We start from the raw sequence: 15,676 nt of genomic DNA, 5'->3' as shown, positions 1-15,676 counted from the left end.
CGCCGGGCGCCAACGGCTCGTCCGCTTACTTGTCGAGCGGGTCATCGTGCTGGGGGAGGACGTCACCATCGAGCATGCCGTGCCCCTCTCCGGTCGTTTTTGTCGTTTGCGTCCTGATGATCGACGTCTTCACCTGTGCCTGGTGTGGAGGCGCAGGCGGCGGGTGCTGGCGTAGGTGAAGGGAGGGGGTGGAGTGCGAGCGATTGTGGAGCACCTGGGCCTGGCCACGGCAGGTGCGAGGCTGGCCCCGGCGCGAGGGCCCCCCAGACCGCGTGGTGTTGAGGCTCAAGCCGCCCCAGCCAAGAGAACCAGGCCGCTGTCGCGCACCTCATGGGAAGACGGCCTGGGCCGACGTGTATCCCAAGGGGATGCGCGGCTTCTCCACCCGCCTGGCGTCCTGCTCGGGCGGCCCCGTCAGCGGCCCTCCTCGGCTCCTGCGCTCCAGCCCTCACCCTCAACCTGGCCTCTCTCCCGCCTATACGCGAGGAGTGCCTGGGGAGGGGCAGGTGGGCAACGCCGGCAATGTCGCCGGCGGCCCCTGGAACGACGTGGTCAGCTCCGTGGGCGTCAGCTTCCGCTGAGCTCAGGGCGGGGTGCTCAGTAGTAACAACGCCAATACGAGACGCCCTCGTCGCAGTAGCACACGGCGTGACCGATATCACTGACCTTGCACGACCGTGGGTTGGCTCCAGCCAATGGGCAGGCGGTACGATCCAATTCGTGGCAGTAGAGCAACACCGCGGCACTGACCTCGCCTGTCTCATGGGTACCCGGCTGCTCTGTACCGAGCGGCTCGGCATCCATGTCTGCTTCGACACCACCACAGCCCGCCAGCAAGCACGCAGACAACACGACTCCGATGATTCCTCGCATGTGCCCTCCAAGTTGTGAAGCGTCGCAAGGCTCTCACGACTCTGGGGCAATAACCACTGCAAACGCGTGCTGCCGATGCACCGGTGGCCTTCAGCGGGAGATTGCCTCGCGCTGCAACGGCCGAGGCGCCGTGGCGGGCTGGGGCGTCTGGACGGAGGGACTCGGCGCGGGAGCCTGTCTCCCCGAATCTCCAGCGCCGCCAGATGGTGGCCGTAGCCCGTGCTCAGCCCCGTGTCGATGAACACCACCCGCCCTCCGAAGCGCAGGCGGACGCGCCCGTCCTGCGTCGTGGTGTGCCCCAGCACCATCCGCTTCGCCCCCAACTGGCTCAGCACCTTCGTGAGCCCGGCCCCAGCGTTCCCCGGGGCGTGCCCGGCGCATCCGGCTCCCCCAAGCGGGGGTAGAGCCGAAGCCGCAAGAGGCGAGCCCGCCGCCTGAGGCAGCGGCAGCTCCCCTGGCCCGCACGGACGGCGCCCGGAAGGACATCCTCGAACTCTGCACGCACACTCCGCGCAAGAGCGGCAACAACCATCGACCTCTACACCACGCTCCCGTGGGAGGCCCTCTGCGCCGAGTTGGCGAAGCTCCAGGTCCAGCGCCACGAGCGTGGCCAGTTCATCCGGTTGCCCCTCGCGGCCTGGGCCAAAAAAGAAAACCCCGGCTCGCCTGATGGCGGCCGGGGCCTTGCTACTTCCAGTGGAGGCGGCGGGAATCGAACCGGAGAAATTCCGCTATGATTCCAGGTACTTTAGAAGGGCCATCCCGCCTTCTGTGAAGCGGCCCCCCAAAGTAGGCACCTCGCCCTGTCTCACTTTCAACAACAGGCATCCCTACCCAAATACTTTCCTTCGGCCCCTCGTCGCCGCGGCCGCGCCCGCCTCGCCCTTGGCCCCACGCGTGGGGGCGGGCGCGGATGCGGCGACGGCCTCGAAGGGCAGTGCCTCCTGTACACCCTCTGGCTCGCAGCCTTCTCTCCTCGAGGTCCCTTCATCCTTCTGTTCGCGCTCAACCCAGGGCGGGCTGTGCCGCCGGCGCATGGGGAGATTCGACAGCGGGGGCGCTCTCTATACGTCGGCCCTGTGCTGCTGGCCAAAGGCGGAATCCGCGCTCACCCGCCCGTCGAAACCTGTTGGAGAAGCCGCTCACCTTCAGGCGCCAGGCCATTGATTCCTCAGCTCAGGCTGCCTCCTTCTCCTCCTCCTGTGCTTGGGGTGGCCGGTATTGCGTCCCATCGCGCATCATGGCGAAGAGGATTCCGGCCAGCCTGCGTGCCAGTGCCACCACCGCAATCTTCTTGCCGCGCCGGGCGGCAATCTTCTCGGCCCATTCTCGCAGGTGGGCCGTTTCTGGCCTCTTCACCCGCAGCAGGGAGAGGGCTGCTTGTATCAGCAGCCAGCGCACCCGGCTGTCTCCTGTCTTGGTGATGGGGCCTCGGTGTTGCTTCTCTCCCGAGCTCTTCTCTCCCGGCACCAGCCCCAGGTACGCCTCTACCTGGTGCGGCCCGCTGAAGCGCTCGGGCTCATCCACCGCGGACACGAAGGCACACGCCGTCACCGGCCCCACCTGCGGCACCGTGCACAGGCGCGACACCTGCTCGTCCTTGTGGGCCACTCGCTCGAGCACCCCATTCATGAAGGCAATCTGCTCGTTGAGGTGCTGCATGAGATTGAGCAGCGGAGCCACCTGCGCCATGAGCCTGCCCGGCAGCGGCAGGGCCGCCACCCGCTTGACGAAGGACTCCGCCTCCCCATCCGCTATCCGCCAACCCTCGTACCGCACCAGGGCGCTCACCAGGCTGATGTAGCGAGTGAGCGTGCGCACCAGCGCCTCGCGCACCACCAGCTGCGCCTTCATGTGTCTGCTGGCATCCGAGGCGCGGTGCGCCGGCCGGTACGCCCCCAACTTGCACGCCTCCGCCAGGCTGCGCGCATCCCTCTTGTCTGTCTTCACCCGACGGCTGCGCGTGGCGTACATAGGGGCGAAGTTGGGGTCGGCCACCACCACCTCGTGGCCCATCTCCTCCAAGTACCGCGCCACCCACTCGCTCTCGGTGGAGGCCTCCAGTAGCACACGGGCCTTCGAGCGCTTACTCAGCAACTCCCCCAACCGCTCCCGTTGCGTCCTCACCCGCTGCTCCAGCACCACCTCGCCACCCTCCCCCAGGATGCACACCTGGCTGTCCCGCTTGTGTACGTCGATGCCGATGTACTCCATCGCCCATTCCCCCCACTTCGGCGGTCACGTCCGCTCCGCCGCAATGTAGGGCTCGGTGCGCCTCCACGCCCCCTTGGCCGCCTGGCCGCTTCATCTCCTCTATACGCTTCGTTTGGGACAACGTTCAGTTCACGGTGGGTGGACTGCCCGGCGATCACGCCTCCCGCGTGTTGTGCGAATGGTTCGAAGCTTGGTTCGACACAGAAGACACGAAATCCCTTGCTGCCAACGGATTGTATGAGGTCGCACATTTCAGGTCCGACCCTGAGACCACCGACGCGAGCACGAGCGTGGACGTTGACCTCGGTTCTGCCCCCGCCGACGCACTCCGCGATCTAATTGGGCGCTTGGCTACGGCGGGAGCAGGCAGCTTCGTACTGGGGCGGGCTGCGGGGGAGGCGTAGGACAAATGTTGGCTGCCTTTCCCTTGGGTGTGTGCCCATCGTATTGGTTGCGTTCAAAAGGCCACAGGATCTAAGTCATCGTTGTGGCTACGGGCACGCCTGCCCAGGCCGGGGCCGGCGCGGGACGCAGCTCTCCACCGTATAAACGCCACTCAAGACGCCGTTGTTGCAGGTGCGTCGCTCGGACTCACACGGCTCACACAGCGGCGTGATCGCGCTGGCGTACGCGGTCACAGCGCTGCCGTGCGCAATGGTGCGACCCTTGAAGGTGCAGTCGGAAGGCGGCGTTGCCAAGTAGATGTCGGCGCGCTCGCCCTGCGCCCGTAGGATGGACGCGAAGTCTTTGCGGATCACGAACACGCGCTTGTCTTCACCGTCGAGCTTGAGCGCGCGGCGCAGTCCATTCATCAACGTGGCCTGCAGGTCGTCGCCAAAGGCGAGCGCGCGTTGGTCCACCTGTCGCTCCGCGAACTTGCTCGCCACACTGAACACCGCGTCGCCAAGCGGGCCTGGATCGAGCAAAATCGGCAGCGCCAGGTCCGTGAGCGCACTATTCTTGAACAGCTCGCCCATCTTGTCGAAGTCAAAGAGCAGCGCTCCCTTCAACAAGGTCGAGGGCCCGGCCAAAAGAGCCGTCGCCACCCCACTGACGGGGCTGACGCCGCTCACCCGCAGGTTCACGTCGGTGCGCTCGAGCTTGGTAGCAACGCGGACCATCGGTCGAATGGTGAGGATCAGGTCCCCGCCGGCGTTGACGCTCAGGCTCGGCGCCAAGGTGAACATCACCGCGATCCGAGCGTCCGTATTCAACGAACCGCTGGCAGAGTAGTGATCACTACCAAGGCCATGGCAACCGAACAGATCTCGCGCACCGAACGATTGTTTCAGGTCGAAGCGCACATCGAGTGTTACGGGTAGCTTGATGCCGATCAGCACCGGCTCGCTGATGGCGTTGCCACGGAAGTCGAAGGTTGCGCCGCGGCCCAGACGCGCACTGGCGCGACGGCGCTCGATGCGTGCGGTCACCGTACAGCTGTGGCCGGTGTCGACTTTGATATGCGTCGGATCGTCGTAGCCGAAAAGGATGCCGTTGGCGTCGATGCTGAGGTTCGACTGGGCGAGCTCGTCGTTGACCCGTGTGCGTACAGCGCGGCACAATAGCTGTTCGTCGGCGCTGCCCGTCCTGCATTCAAAGAAGTCCAGGAACGGGTCGAGGATATCGCCCAAGGTCGTCCCTGACGCTTGCGCCTTGGCCTCGGGCGTGAAGAGCGCGAACATGCTGATCGTGAAGGCCAGCGCTGCCGCGTGGCGGCGCTTGAAAAGCTTACGGCTTGTCGTGATCATTGAATCCTCCTCGCGTTTTGTGTGTTGCCGTGTGATCCCGACGCAGCGGGTAGAGCGTCGCCAGGATCGGGCGGTGTTGCACGTGCAGCACCCTCCCGTCGACTACATGGGCCCTACGCATCCCGGCTATGTTCGGATCACAAGCTCGTGAGCCGCTCACACTTTTGTTGATCCGAGGTTGCTTGGTTGCCGTACCTTCGTCGACCAGAGATCCAACCGAGCCCAGGACCATTTACCCAGCTGTCAGAGACCCGTTGCGCTCGTGCGCCCGCCCCTCCGCACGGCCAACCGCCTCCCAATCGGGGCTACAGATCACGACCAAGCGACCATCCGGGTCACACTGCCATAATGAGCCCAGGCCCATTCACCGGCAAAGGACGCGGTGCCGCGCTAGCACCTAGCGCGTCGCTTCGAACGGCGACGCGAAACGCGGGTCCGAGAGAAATGTCTTGTCGGTCAAGCTCTCGAGAAACGCGATCAAATCGGCTTTTTCTTCGGGGCCCAGGGACGGTGTCAAAGGATTCAGGGACGGTGTCAAAGGATTCGAAGCGAGGGGCTTGAGTGAGAACGAGGCTCGGGCGTGGACGGGTAACCGACCGCTCTTCAAGTCATTCCGATGACTTGGCGTTGGCCCACAGGGTGCATCCGGCCTGGAGACTCGTGCGTAGGGGATGGGGATGGGCTGGCCGCTGAGGATGTTCCAGGAGGAGGGCTTCTATTTCGTGACGTCCAGGTGCTTCCAAGGACGGCTGCTGCTGCGCCCGAGCGTGGAGGTGAACGAGGTGGTGGGAGGCGTGCTGGCACGAGCCGTCCAGCAGAACGCCGGCAACGTACGGCTGCACGCCTTCACCTTTGCCTCCAACCATTTCCACCTGCTGGTGTGGGCCCGGGGGGCAGCGCTCGCCGGTTTCATGCAGTACCTGCGCGCCAACCTCTCCAGGAAGGTGGGGCGACTGGTGGACTGGAGTGGCGGCTTCTGGGAGAGGCGCTATTCAGCCGAGCCAGTCCTGGACGACGAGGCGCTGGTGGGGCGGTTGCGCTACGTGCTGGCCCATGGGGTGAAGGAGGGCCTGGTGGAGAGGAGCGCCGAGTGGCCGGGCCTCACGTGCCTGCCGCAGCTGCTGGGGCCGGCGAGGCGGCTGTTCCAGTGGTTCAGCTGGACGAAGCGCTGGAGCAAGAGGAGGAGCGAGGACTTGGAGGCGGGGGAGGGGCGCTTCGCAGAGGAAATCGCCGAGCCAGTGGAGCTGGTGGTGGAGCCCCTCCCGTGTTGGAAAGGACTGGGGGAGGAGGAGCGGCGGCGTGCGGTGCGGGGATTGGTGGAGGCGGTGGAATCCGAGGCTCGCGCACGGGACACGCCTGTCATGGGGGCTCAAGCCGTGAGGGCCCAGCACCCGCATACTCGGCCCGAGCACCTCAAGCGCAGCCCGCGGCCATTGGGACATGCCTCCACGCGCCAGGCGCTGAGGGAGTGGCGCGAGCAGTACCGGACCTTCGTCGCGGCGTTCCGCGAGGCGGCTGCCCGGTGGAGGCGAGGGGACTTTTCGGCCCCCTTTCCGCTCTACTCCTTCCCGCCGCGTGTCGTGCCGAGTCCCCTCACACGAATTCTTTGACACCCTCTCGGGGGGCCTACCCACGCTCACGCAGCCTGTCCGGCTGCCCGCGCCTCGATCCAATCTTGCGCCGGCGCATAACGGCCCGGCGCAATGATTCCGTCCGGATCGAATACCCGCTTCAACTCACCGACCGTTTGCCAGTAGCGCGGATCACGCTTGATCAGCGTCTCCATCGTATCGGCGCGCGCGCGGTACAGCTCCAGGCCGTGTCTATGCAGGCAGGCCAGCAGCGCATCGGCACACTGCCGGGCGCGCGCGGTGGCAGCCGGGTCGCTGCGCTGGAACAGCAGGTTGATCACCGCCACCAGGGAGGTGGGGGTTTCGATATTGATCGTGATGTACAGCGTATGGCCGTACTCGCGCGCCACGGCTTCGAGCTGCGCCACCACGCGGGTGACCAAGGCGCCATCCATCGGCAGCGCGGGGTTGATAAACATCAGCCCGCAGTCGGACGCATCCAGCTTGGCCGCCCCCAGCTGGGGCCGGCCGAACCTCCACAGCAGGTTGTCGATGGCCACGTCGGTGGGAATGCCCAGCGCGAGGCCATGCAGGGGCCGTACGGCGGCGATCGCAGCGGCGTTGGCGCGCAGCAGGGGCAGGCGCCGTCCCGCATGGCAGACCGTGTAGTCGCGCGCCAGCGATTCATCGCTGATCACGCGCACCCGGGCGATGCGGCCCAGGCGCGCACGCACCTCGCGCACGCTGGCCTTGACCTGCCCGGCATTTCCAAAAATACCGCCCAGGCTGGTCCATTCGCCCGGCGCCACCACGCGCAGCGCACGTGCCGTCTCGCGCTCGGCCTGCTCGGCAGAAAAGCCGCATTCCGTCTCCAGGTAGCGCGTGATGCCGTAGGCCATGCTGACGTGGGTGCGGGCCTGGTTGGCGATGTGGGTCACCGAGCCGATCAAGCCTTCCGACTTGCAGCGCGCCAGCTCATCGAGAAACTGCGGCAGGTCGGCGGCACGGTGCAGCGCCAGCGACAGCGCGACGCGCACCGGGCGCTTGGGAACGAGGCGGAAGCAGGCGCTCACCACCAGTCCGAAATTCCCCTGAAAGAACAAGCCATCCACCATGGGGCCCAGCCCGTACGGATGGCTATGGCTCAAGGGCGAGCGGCGCAAGCGCCGGAAGCCGCTGCGGAACAGCCGCCCCTCCCCAGTCACGGCCACCAGTCCGAACAAGTCCTCCTTGCGCGGCCCCAGGTAGCCCACACCACGGTCAAGCGCATTGCCGATGATGCTGGTGGCGCGCGCCGCTCCGGTCACGTTGAAGGTGTACTCGGGATGATGGCGCTCGAGGAAATCGTACAGCATGCCCTGGGTCACGCCGGGGCCGATCTCGACCACGGGCAAGGCCGCCCCGTCACGGCTGCGCGTGCTGACCCGGATGTGCTGCAAAGCCGAGAGGTCCACCAGCAAATTGTCCGGGGTGACCGGCGAGCGGCTGCCATAGCCGTGATTCAAGCCGGTGGAGAACGGGTACAGAGGAATGCCCTTGGCACGGGCGCGTCGCACCAGGCGCAGGACGTCGAGGACGTGGCGCGGGCGGACCACGCCGCGCACCGGCTGGGCCTGCCCGGTGACGTTGGCGCTGGGGTCCGCGCTGGTTGGACCATTCTCTTCCGAAATCCACTCCGGCATTGCTGTCTTCAATTCGGCCTCCGCAAAATGAAACAACCCGACTGCCGCAAGACAGTCAGGTGCCATGGCGCCCGCAGGCGCGCAGCACGCCCGGCAATGCCGGGCTCAGCTCGGGCGGCCCCCGCCCGAGGTGGGTGTCTGCGTCACTCGTGAGGCGACGCTGCGAAGCCCTTGAGCACACGCCGTGCCAGCCCCGTCCGTGCCAGCCCCGTCCGTGCCAGCCCCGTCCGTGCCGATCCCCGGCTGCTTTCAGGCAAGGGCTGCGTGTTGAGGGGGGCACCCAACAAGATGGGGAGGACTGTCTACACCCCGCTTCCCGTCCATGGGCGGCGGCGGCCTGCGCGTCTCACAGGGAAGGGAGGGGCGTCGGGTGACTGGTCCGGGGATTGCTATCGCGGGTTGGTATGAGACATCTTTTCATGTTCCGTTCGTTCCTTGCCTGCCTGACGGTGGGCGCGACAGTCTTGGGGCTCCCTGCCCGTGCCGAGGACGAGGCCCTGGCCCTGATGCGCAAGAGTGATGTCCAGCATCGCCTGCCACAGGAGCGGGTGCGTTCGCGCCTGATGTTGCAGGACCAGGGAGGGGCCCAGCGTGTTCGCCAGGTGGAGTTCATCACCCAGGACCCTGAGGGGCGCGGAGATCGGTTGCGCGTGCGCTTCCTCCAGCCCGCGGACGTGAAGGGCACCACCTTGCTGAGCCTCCAGGCCCCGGACGAGGAGGGGCAGGACGACCAGTGGCTGTACCTGCCTTCATTCCGGAAGACACGCCGGGTGGGACAGGCGGAGCTGGGGGACCGCTTCGTCGGCACCGACTTCTTCTTCGAAGACCTCAAGCGCCGCGAGGTGGAGGACTACAGCTATCGCCTGCTCGGCAGTGAGAAGGTGGATGGGCAGGACTGTCACCTCATCGAGGCCGTGCCCTCCGCGCCCAAGGTGGTGAAGGAGTCGCCCTACGGCAAGACGCACGTCTGGCTGCGCAAGGACAACCTCTTCGCCGTCCGAGTGCGCTCCTTCGACAAGAAGCTCCAGCCGCTCAAGGAGATACGGATGAGCCAGGTCCGCCAGGTCTCCGGCTCGGCCTGGCGGGCGGACGAGACAACGGTCATCGACGTCCAGCGCAAGCACCGGACCGTGCTCACGGTGGAGCAGCGCCAGACGGACTTCGCTCTCTCTGCGGAAACGTTCAGCCAGCACGCGATGAACGTCGAGTAGGCGGAGCCACCCATGAGATGGATGTGCCGGGGACGGACATGGCTGCCGCTCCTGATGTTGGTGGCCACCGCGGTGGCCGCACAGCCCCGCGTGTCGCCTCGGGTCGCGCTGGTGCGGGTCAAGGACACCACGGGACTCGCCTCTGAATCCGCGCTGCGCTCCACGCTCCAGCGCGCGCTGGAGCGCTCCTCGCAGTTCCAGGCGGTGGGAGGGCGGCCGCTTAGGGAGGCCGCCCGTGCTCTCCATGCCCCGGCGGGGCGGTGGGCGGAGCCCGAGTACCTGCCAGGGCTCGCCACGCGCCTTTCGTTCGATACGGCGGTGACGGCGTTGCTCACCCGCCGGGGGGCGGGCTTCCGGCTGGTCTTGCGCGCGGTGGAGCCTGCCAGCGGGCAGGGGGTGGCACTTGCCTTTGCGGACCTGGGCAAGCCGCGCCTGCGCGCCGAGGCCGCTGACCGACTGGTGCAGGCCCTGGCGCGCAAGCTGCCCACCCTGAGCGCGGCGCCGCCCACGGCCTCGGCGCCCGAGCCCACGCTCGTGGCCGATGCACCGAGCGCACCGGAAGCGCCCGCTCCGAGCGATGACGCATGGGCCGCGGCCATGAGCGGCGTGGACTTCACACAGGATGCGCCCGAGCCAGCCACGGCACAGCCGGCCGTGGAAGTGGGAGGCCGGGTGTCGGTGGAGCATTTCAGCTACCCGGAGCACCTGGGGGATGACCGCGTGGCGGGGCGCGACCTCGCGGAACTGGGGCTCCAGGTCCGGGGCACGACGGCTGGAGCCACGATCCATGGCTCGTTCCTGATGCGCCGCGACTTCGCGGACCCCAGCCGGGACCGCTTCGACGTGGAGGAGGCCTACTTCGAGCTGAAGGGCACGCGTTGGGCGTTCCGGGCGGGGCGGCTGCTGACGTCCTGGGGGGCCGCAAGCCTCTACAACCCCACGGACGTATTGGACCCGGTGGACCTGCGCGACCCGCTGGCCCCGGAGAAGCGCGGCGCTTGGATGGCCCGTGTGAGCGCCTTCTTCGGCCCGGTGTTGCTGGAGGGCTATTTCCTTCCCGTGCCGGAGGCGCACCTCCTGCCGCTGCCGGAGGCCATAGGTCCGGACGGAGCGTTCGTGGCCCGCTCCCGTTGGGTTCGCGGCCGGCTGCCGCTCCCGGAAGGGATTCCGGCTCACGTCACGGTGACGGCGCCGCGGGTGCCCTCCGCTCGCGTCGCGCACTCGCAGGGAGGCGTGCGGTTGGTGGCCTCGGTGCTCGGGGCGGACCTGTCGCTGGGCTTCGTCACGTTGATGGACCGGATGCCCACGCTCCGCGCGGACATCCTGCCCGTGCCAGGTCCGCCTCCCGGGCTGGAAGTCACCATCACCGGAACCCACGAGCGGCTCCACGTGGCCACGTTGGATGTCGAGTACACCCTGGGGAAGCTGAGGCTGGTGGCGGAGGCGGCGGCTTTCCTCACCCGGGACCGCCGGGCCCAGGACCCCTTCCGGGAAGACCCGTATGCCATTGGCGTCGTCGGTGGGGACTACCAGGTGGGGCCCTTCTTCCAGGACCACTCGCTGCATGTCTTCCTGGAGCTGACACATTCCCAGGCCCTGGCAGGCCGCTTGTCGGATGATGCCCTTGGGCGACTGCGACGACCGGTGCCCAGCGGGCTGCTGGCGCGCGTGGCGTACGAAGCCGGCCCGGACCTGCGCTTCGAAGTGGCCGGGGCGCTGTCTCGCAAGGGCGATGATGGCTTCGCCAACCCCCGGGTGGAGTACGTGCTCTTCGACCGGGTGAAGGCGCGATTGGGATACCTGTGGCTCTTCGGGAGCGCGGAGGAGGGGAGCTTCGCTCCATTCCGACACAACTCGCGCCTCGAGGCCTCCATGGAAGCGAGCTTCTAGCGATGGGGCGACACACGTGAGCGCGGCATCTGGTGGTCAGGAGCACTCCTTCCCCGAGCGGTTGGCCGGGTGGCTGTACACGCACCCACGGACGGTGGCGGCGCTGCTGGCGGGCCTGTTGCTGGCCAGCGCGGGCAGCCTGCCCTTCTTGGAGATGGAGTCCGGGCTGGACCCATTCTTCGACCGGACGTCGCCGTTGCAGGCGGACCTGGACTCGGTCAACGGCCACTTCGTCAATGACGAGCTGATCTACGTGGCCTACCGCACGGACGACGTCTTCTCGCGCACCAGCCTGGAGCAGGTGCGCGCGCTGAGCGAAGCGCTCCAGCACCTGCGCCTGCCCGGCGGTGAGGCGGAATTCTCCCCGGTCGACAAGGTCACCAGCCTCACGCACGTGAAGGACCTGGTGGGGGACGCGGACGGCTTTCGCACCGTGCCCCTGGTCCCCGAGCCAACACCGGAGGACCCGGCCGCGCTGGCGGCCCTGCGCGAGCGCGCCCGCCGCAACCCGCTCATTCACGGGGGACTGCTCTCGGACGTGTCGCCTACGGTGGGGGCTTTGAGCGTGCGGCTGGTGGACGGCCTGGACGACGCACAGAAGGCGGCGCTCGTCGCGGAGGTCCGCCGGCTGTTGGCGCAGGAGGAGCAGCGCGGCCCCACCCGCTTCTTCCTCACGGGAGACCCGGTCATCGATGCGGACGTCGCGTACCACATGCAGGTGGACCTGGAGCGTTTCGTTCCCATCGTCTACGCGCTGGTGGTGGTACTGCTGTGGATGTTCTCGCGGAGGGTGCCCGGCGTGCTGCTGGCCTTGGCGAACGTGACGGGGGCCCTGCTGGTGGGCATGGCCGCGCTCACGTGGGTGGGGGGCTCCATCAACAACCTCTCCACCATCCTGCCGCCAGTGATGATGGTGCTGGGGGTGGCGAACATCATCCACTTCCTCTCGGAGTGGGCCCGGAACGCCCGCGAGGAAACGCCAGAGCGCGCGCCCGTGCGCACCCTGGCGGAGCTCCTGGTGCCGGTGTTCATGTGTGACCTGACCACCGCGGTGGGATTCATCGCGCTGTCGGTCAGCCCCACGCCGGCCATGCGAGAGTTCGGAATCGCGGCGGCGCTGGCGGTGATGCTGTCCATGGTGGTCACCTTCCTGGTGCTGCCGCTGGCGTCTCGTCTGCGACCGGCGTCCTGGTACATCCGGCGCGAGCAGGTGCGGACCCCCGGCTGGCTCGATGCGTGGATGGCCGCGTACATCCGCTGGGTGTTCCGTCATCCACGCTGGCTCGTGGCCGCATCGGTGTTCATCGTCCTGATTGCGGGGGCAGGCCTGCTGCGCCTGACGGTGAACGAGGACAACCTGGAGCAGTTCGGCGAGGGGACGACCCTGCGCCAGCACACGGCCTTCGTCGAGGAGCACCTGGGGGGCACCACGCAAATCGTCGTGTCGATACGTGCCGAGGAACCCGAGCGCTTCCTCGAGCCGGCGGAGCTGCGCAAGCTGGAGGCGCTCGACGCGTTTCTTCGCCGGGAGGTGGGCGCGGACCACGTCACCTCGCTGGTGGACCATGTGAAGCTCCTGCACCGGGAGTTCGACGAGGGAAGGCCCGAATCCTTCCGCATCCCGGACACGCGCGAGCAGGTGGCGCAGCTCCTCCAACTCGACGGTGATGAAAGCCTGGGCGAGGCGGTGGACGCGTCCTACCAGTGGGTGCGCGGGGTGGCCCGGGTGCGCGAGCACGGTTCGACGCGGCTCCAGGAACTCTACGAGCGGGTGAACGTGTACCTGCAGGAGCACTTTCCTGCTCGGGAGGGATACCACGCGATGGCCACGGGGCAGGGGCGGCTCTGGCTGGAGATGACGGACAACATCGTCGGCAGTCAGGTCAACAGCCTGGCGCTGTCGTTCCTGCTCATCTTCGGCCCCATCTTCCTCGTGTTCCGCTCGGTGCGCGCGGGGCTGTTCACCATTCCATCCAATCTGTTTCCCATTGTCTGTGTGATGGGATGGATGGGCTGGACGGGAATTCCCCTGAGCCTGTCCACGACGATGACGTCCTCCGTCGTGTTGGGCATCGCGGTGGACGACACCCTCCACTTCATCCAGTACATGCGGGAGCGACTGCGCGCGCATGGCAACCCGGAGCGGGCGCTGGCGGAGACGCTGAGCACCAAGGGGCTGGGGGCTCTCTGGATTGCGCTGGTGTTGGGGGTGGGGATGTCGGTGGTGGTGGTGTCGAGCTTCAGCCCCACGCGGTACTTCGGGCTGCTCACCGCCTTGGCCATGGTGGCGGGGTTGGTGGGAGAGCTGCTCCTGCTTCCCCCGCTGCTCCTCGTGACGCGGACTCGGCTGGGAGTGGAGACGCCTCCCCAGCCTGGCGAGCCCGTCCTGGGGACGACGTCCTCGACGCCCTGAAGCTCAGGGCGCGCTACCCAGGGCGGTGCAGCTCATGCCACCCACCCCGAGCGTAAACAACGCCGGCTGGCGGTGGGCATGCTGGTGGCCGAAGTACTCGATGCTGCGCCTGGATTTCAGGTGACCGAAGTCAACCATGTAGATGCCGCCGCCCGGCTTCAGGATGCGAGCCACTTCGCGATAGGTCTGGCACAGCCTCTCCACCGTCGGCAGGTGGTGCAGGGACATTGTCGACACCACTGCATCCACCGAGGCATCGGCAAACATCCGCAGGTGGGTGATATCGCCCTGGCGGAAGGCAACATTCGTCAATCCCTGTCGCGCCACCAGCTCGCCCGGCTGTGGCGCGATGGTGATGACAGTCCACCTCACCCTGAGGGGAACAACCGTCAGTGTTCAAGCCTGCCGCCGCGGACCCGGATCCGTCCCTCCTCTGATCAGCGCAGAGGAGAGGGCTGGCACTGGTCGTGCAGTGAAGATCCGCCAGAAAGGGAAAGCGCGCACAACATGAAAAGTATTCAGCCTGCATTGTTTCGTAGCCTGCCCAGGGGCCTCCGCCATGCCATCGTTCGCACACGCTTCTCGCTGGATGAGAAGCGTCTCCAGAATGTGGAGGTGAAGGTCGCGGATACCGAAGCAGAGTTGGAAGCGTCCTCACGGCTGCTCCATGAGATGTATGTACGCCGAGGGATCAGTGAGCCTCATCCTTCTGGCCTGCGTGTCACCCCACACCTGGTGCTACCCACTACCGCCACAATCGTGGGCCTGGACGCTGGAAAGGTGGTGGGAACCGCCGCGCTGATTCAAGACGGCCCCCTGGGCCTCCCCATGGATGCCATCTACGGAGCGGAGCTGGCCAGGCTGCGGGCCGAAGGTCGCAGGATGTTGGAGGTGGGGGCGCTCTGCATGGGCCCTGAGTACCGGCGGACCGGGCTGGTGTATCTGTTCTACAAGCTCATGCTGCACTTCGGGCGCGAGCAGCTGATGATGGATGACGCGGTCTGCGCCGTCCACCCGGATGCGGAAGACGTGTATTGCGCCGCGCTTGGGTTCGAGCGGATGGGACCCATCCGCCAGTACCCCGGTCTGAAGAAACAGGCGGTGGCCGTCGCACTGCGCCTCAACATGCGCGAGGTAAGCGAGCGTTTCTTCCGGCGCTTCGCTCGCTGGCCGCGCACGGTGAAGAACCCGCGCTGGTTCTTCGAGGAGGCCACCTTCCCCCAGCTGCGGCTCCCGAAGGACGCGTTGTTCATGGAGCGGCGACTCCTGGCCGTCCTCAGGGCCGCAGGCCGGCTCGGCGAGGCCCACCCCGAATCCTTCGCGAACCTCTCCCCCGCTCACGAGTCCTACCTGTGGCGGACGGTGCCCACCCTGCGTCGGATCCTGGCGAAGTCGCGGCCGGACCTGTGCGTTGCCGCGAACATGTAGCGAGCCCTCCCCTCATGGAATCCAGTCCCGCTCCTTGGAACTACGACGAAGCGGGGATGTCCTTCGAAGATTACTGCGGCTTCGAGCCGCGCATGAGCGAACAGGAGGTGTTCATCGCCTTGCGGTGGCGCTCGCCCCACGTGCCCTGCACCGAGGCTATCTGGACTTCAGCAAGGTGAAGTCCTCGGAGCGCGTGGGCCCGTCCTCCATCATCGCGTGCCAGCTGTGCAGCTCTGTGATTGCAATGGAGACGGTGGCCCTCCTTCTCAAGCGGCAGGCTCACCTTGGCCGGAATACGCACACCTGCGCAGATCGTCAGATTGTTGTCGTGGAGGGTATTCGTGCTGCCGACGTTCAGCGCGCCCTTCGCATTCCCACGCACGACGTTCCCCCTGACGGAGGCAGAGCCGAAAGAAAAAGAGGCGAGCGCACCGCCCGAGGCAGCGGCGAAGGCGGAAGCGAAGAAGGAGCGCATGCCGCGACTGGATTGGGCCGGGCTGCTGCGCCGGACGTTCGCACTGGACGTATTGAAGACGCAAACAGCAAAAGCCCCATCCGCTTCTCGCTCCATCGCCGGGTCTTCAGGCTGCCCAGGCGCCCGTCGGCTTCGCGCGTAGCCGCCCAGCCAGGCGGCTCATGTCCTCAG

The 15,676-nt window shown here is 67.0% G+C and carries 11 protein-coding genes; 5 read left to right on the top strand and 6 right to left on the bottom strand.

Features of this window, described 5'->3' with window-relative positions:
• Positions 1 to 597: 597 nt before the first annotated feature.
• From NR810_RS51530 to NR810_RS51520, 3 genes are all read right to left on the bottom strand, one after another.
• A complete protein-coding gene (locus NR810_RS51530; RefSeq protein WP_257463539.1) occupies positions 598 to 873 on the bottom strand; it encodes a hypothetical protein in 276 nt (91 codons plus the stop codon).
• Between the two features lie 1,176 nt (positions 874 to 2,049).
• Positions 2,050 to 3,087, bottom strand: coding sequence for an IS110 family RNA-guided transposase (locus NR810_RS51525; protein WP_257463538.1), 1,038 nt, complete (start codon positions 3,085 to 3,087; stop codon positions 2,050 to 2,052).
• A 491-nt stretch (positions 3,088 to 3,578) separates the two neighbouring features.
• On the bottom strand, positions 3,579 to 4,835 hold the full coding sequence (locus NR810_RS51520; protein ID WP_257463537.1) for a hypothetical protein: 1,257 nt from the start codon (positions 4,833 to 4,835) through the stop codon (positions 3,579 to 3,581).
• Positions 4,836 to 5,512: 677 nt separating this feature from the next.
• Here NR810_RS51520 and NR810_RS51515 point away from each other — a divergent pair.
• Positions 5,513 to 6,445: a hypothetical protein gene (locus NR810_RS51515; protein WP_257463536.1), complete on the top strand. Its 933-nt coding sequence runs from the start codon at positions 5,513 to 5,515 to the stop codon at positions 6,443 to 6,445.
• Positions 6,446 to 6,471: 26 nt separating this feature from the next.
• Here NR810_RS51515 and NR810_RS51510 read toward each other — a convergent pair whose 3' ends face one another.
• Entirely contained in the window at positions 6,472 to 8,100 is a 1,629-nt protein-coding gene (locus tag NR810_RS51510) for an FAD-binding oxidoreductase (RefSeq protein ID WP_257463535.1), read from the bottom strand.
• Positions 8,101 to 8,507: 407 nt separating this feature from the next.
• On the opposite strand from NR810_RS51510, the gene NR810_RS51505 reads away from it, so the two are divergent.
• From NR810_RS51505 to NR810_RS51495, 3 genes are read left to right on the top strand one after another with little or no spacing between them, the layout of a single operon-like run.
• The gene (locus NR810_RS51505; RefSeq protein ID WP_257463534.1) at positions 8,508 to 9,299 is read left to right on the top strand and encodes an outer membrane lipoprotein-sorting protein; all 792 of its coding nucleotides are present in this window, start codon (positions 8,508 to 8,510) and stop codon (positions 9,297 to 9,299) included.
• 12 nt (positions 9,300 to 9,311) lie between these two features.
• Positions 9,312 to 11,189 (top strand): hypothetical protein, encoded by a 1,878-nt coding sequence (locus NR810_RS51500; RefSeq protein ID WP_257463533.1) that lies wholly within the window; start codon positions 9,312 to 9,314, stop codon positions 11,187 to 11,189.
• A 16-nt stretch (positions 11,190 to 11,205) separates the two neighbouring features.
• Positions 11,206 to 13,602, top strand: coding sequence for an efflux RND transporter permease subunit (locus NR810_RS51495; RefSeq protein WP_257463532.1), 2,397 nt, complete (start codon positions 11,206 to 11,208; stop codon positions 13,600 to 13,602).
• Between the two features lie 3 nt (positions 13,603 to 13,605).
• Here NR810_RS51495 and NR810_RS51490 read toward each other — a convergent pair whose 3' ends face one another.
• Positions 13,606 to 13,974 carry a class I SAM-dependent methyltransferase gene (locus tag NR810_RS51490; RefSeq protein WP_257463531.1) on the bottom strand — a complete coding sequence of 123 codons (369 nt, stop codon included), beginning with the start codon at positions 13,972 to 13,974 and terminating at the stop codon, positions 13,606 to 13,608.
• Between the two features lie 135 nt (positions 13,975 to 14,109).
• Between NR810_RS51490 and NR810_RS51485 the strand changes: the two genes are divergently transcribed.
• Positions 14,110 to 15,030: an N-acyl amino acid synthase FeeM domain-containing protein gene (locus NR810_RS51485; RefSeq protein ID WP_407653911.1), complete on the top strand. Its 921-nt coding sequence runs from the start codon at positions 14,110 to 14,112 to the stop codon at positions 15,028 to 15,030.
• Between the two features lie 70 nt (positions 15,031 to 15,100).
• Here the strand turns inward: NR810_RS51485 and NR810_RS51480 are convergent, their stop codons facing one another.
• Entirely contained in the window at positions 15,101 to 15,601 is a 501-nt protein-coding gene (locus tag NR810_RS51480; protein WP_257463529.1) for a hypothetical protein, read from the bottom strand.
• Positions 15,602 to 15,676 lie beyond the last annotated feature (75 nt).

Source organism: Archangium lipolyticum (assembly GCF_024623785.1).
Taxonomy (GTDB): domain Bacteria; phylum Myxococcota; class Myxococcia; order Myxococcales; family Myxococcaceae; genus Archangium; species Archangium lipolyticum.
Note: the sequence above shows the minus strand (reverse complement) of the source record. Positions and strands in the feature narration are given on the sequence as shown.

Bases quoted from the DNA above. Each gene is read 5' to 3' on its own strand.
- NR810_RS51530 (WP_257463539.1), bottom strand. From the start codon at position 873: ATGCGAGGAATCATCGGAGTCGTGTTGTCTGCGTGCTTGCTGGCGGGC.
- NR810_RS51525 (WP_257463538.1), bottom strand. From the start codon at position 3,087: ATGGAGTACATCGGCATCGACGTACACAAGCGGGACAGCCAGGTGTGC.
- NR810_RS51520 (WP_257463537.1), bottom strand. From the start codon at position 4,835: ATGATCACGACAAGCCGTAAGCTTTTCAAGCGCCGCCACGCGGCAGCG.
- NR810_RS51515 (WP_257463536.1), top strand. From the start codon at position 5,513: ATGGGCTGGCCGCTGAGGATGTTCCAGGAGGAGGGCTTCTATTTCGTG.
- NR810_RS51505 (WP_257463534.1), top strand. From the start codon at position 8,508: ATGTTCCGTTCGTTCCTTGCCTGCCTGACGGTGGGCGCGACAGTCTTG.
- NR810_RS51500 (WP_257463533.1), top strand. From the start codon at position 9,312: ATGAGATGGATGTGCCGGGGACGGACATGGCTGCCGCTCCTGATGTTG.
- NR810_RS51485 (WP_407653911.1), top strand. From the start codon at position 14,110: ATGAAAAGTATTCAGCCTGCATTGTTTCGTAGCCTGCCCAGGGGCCTC.
- NR810_RS51480 (WP_257463529.1), bottom strand. From the start codon at position 15,601: ATGGAGCGAGAAGCGGATGGGGCTTTTGCTGTTTGCGTCTTCAATACG.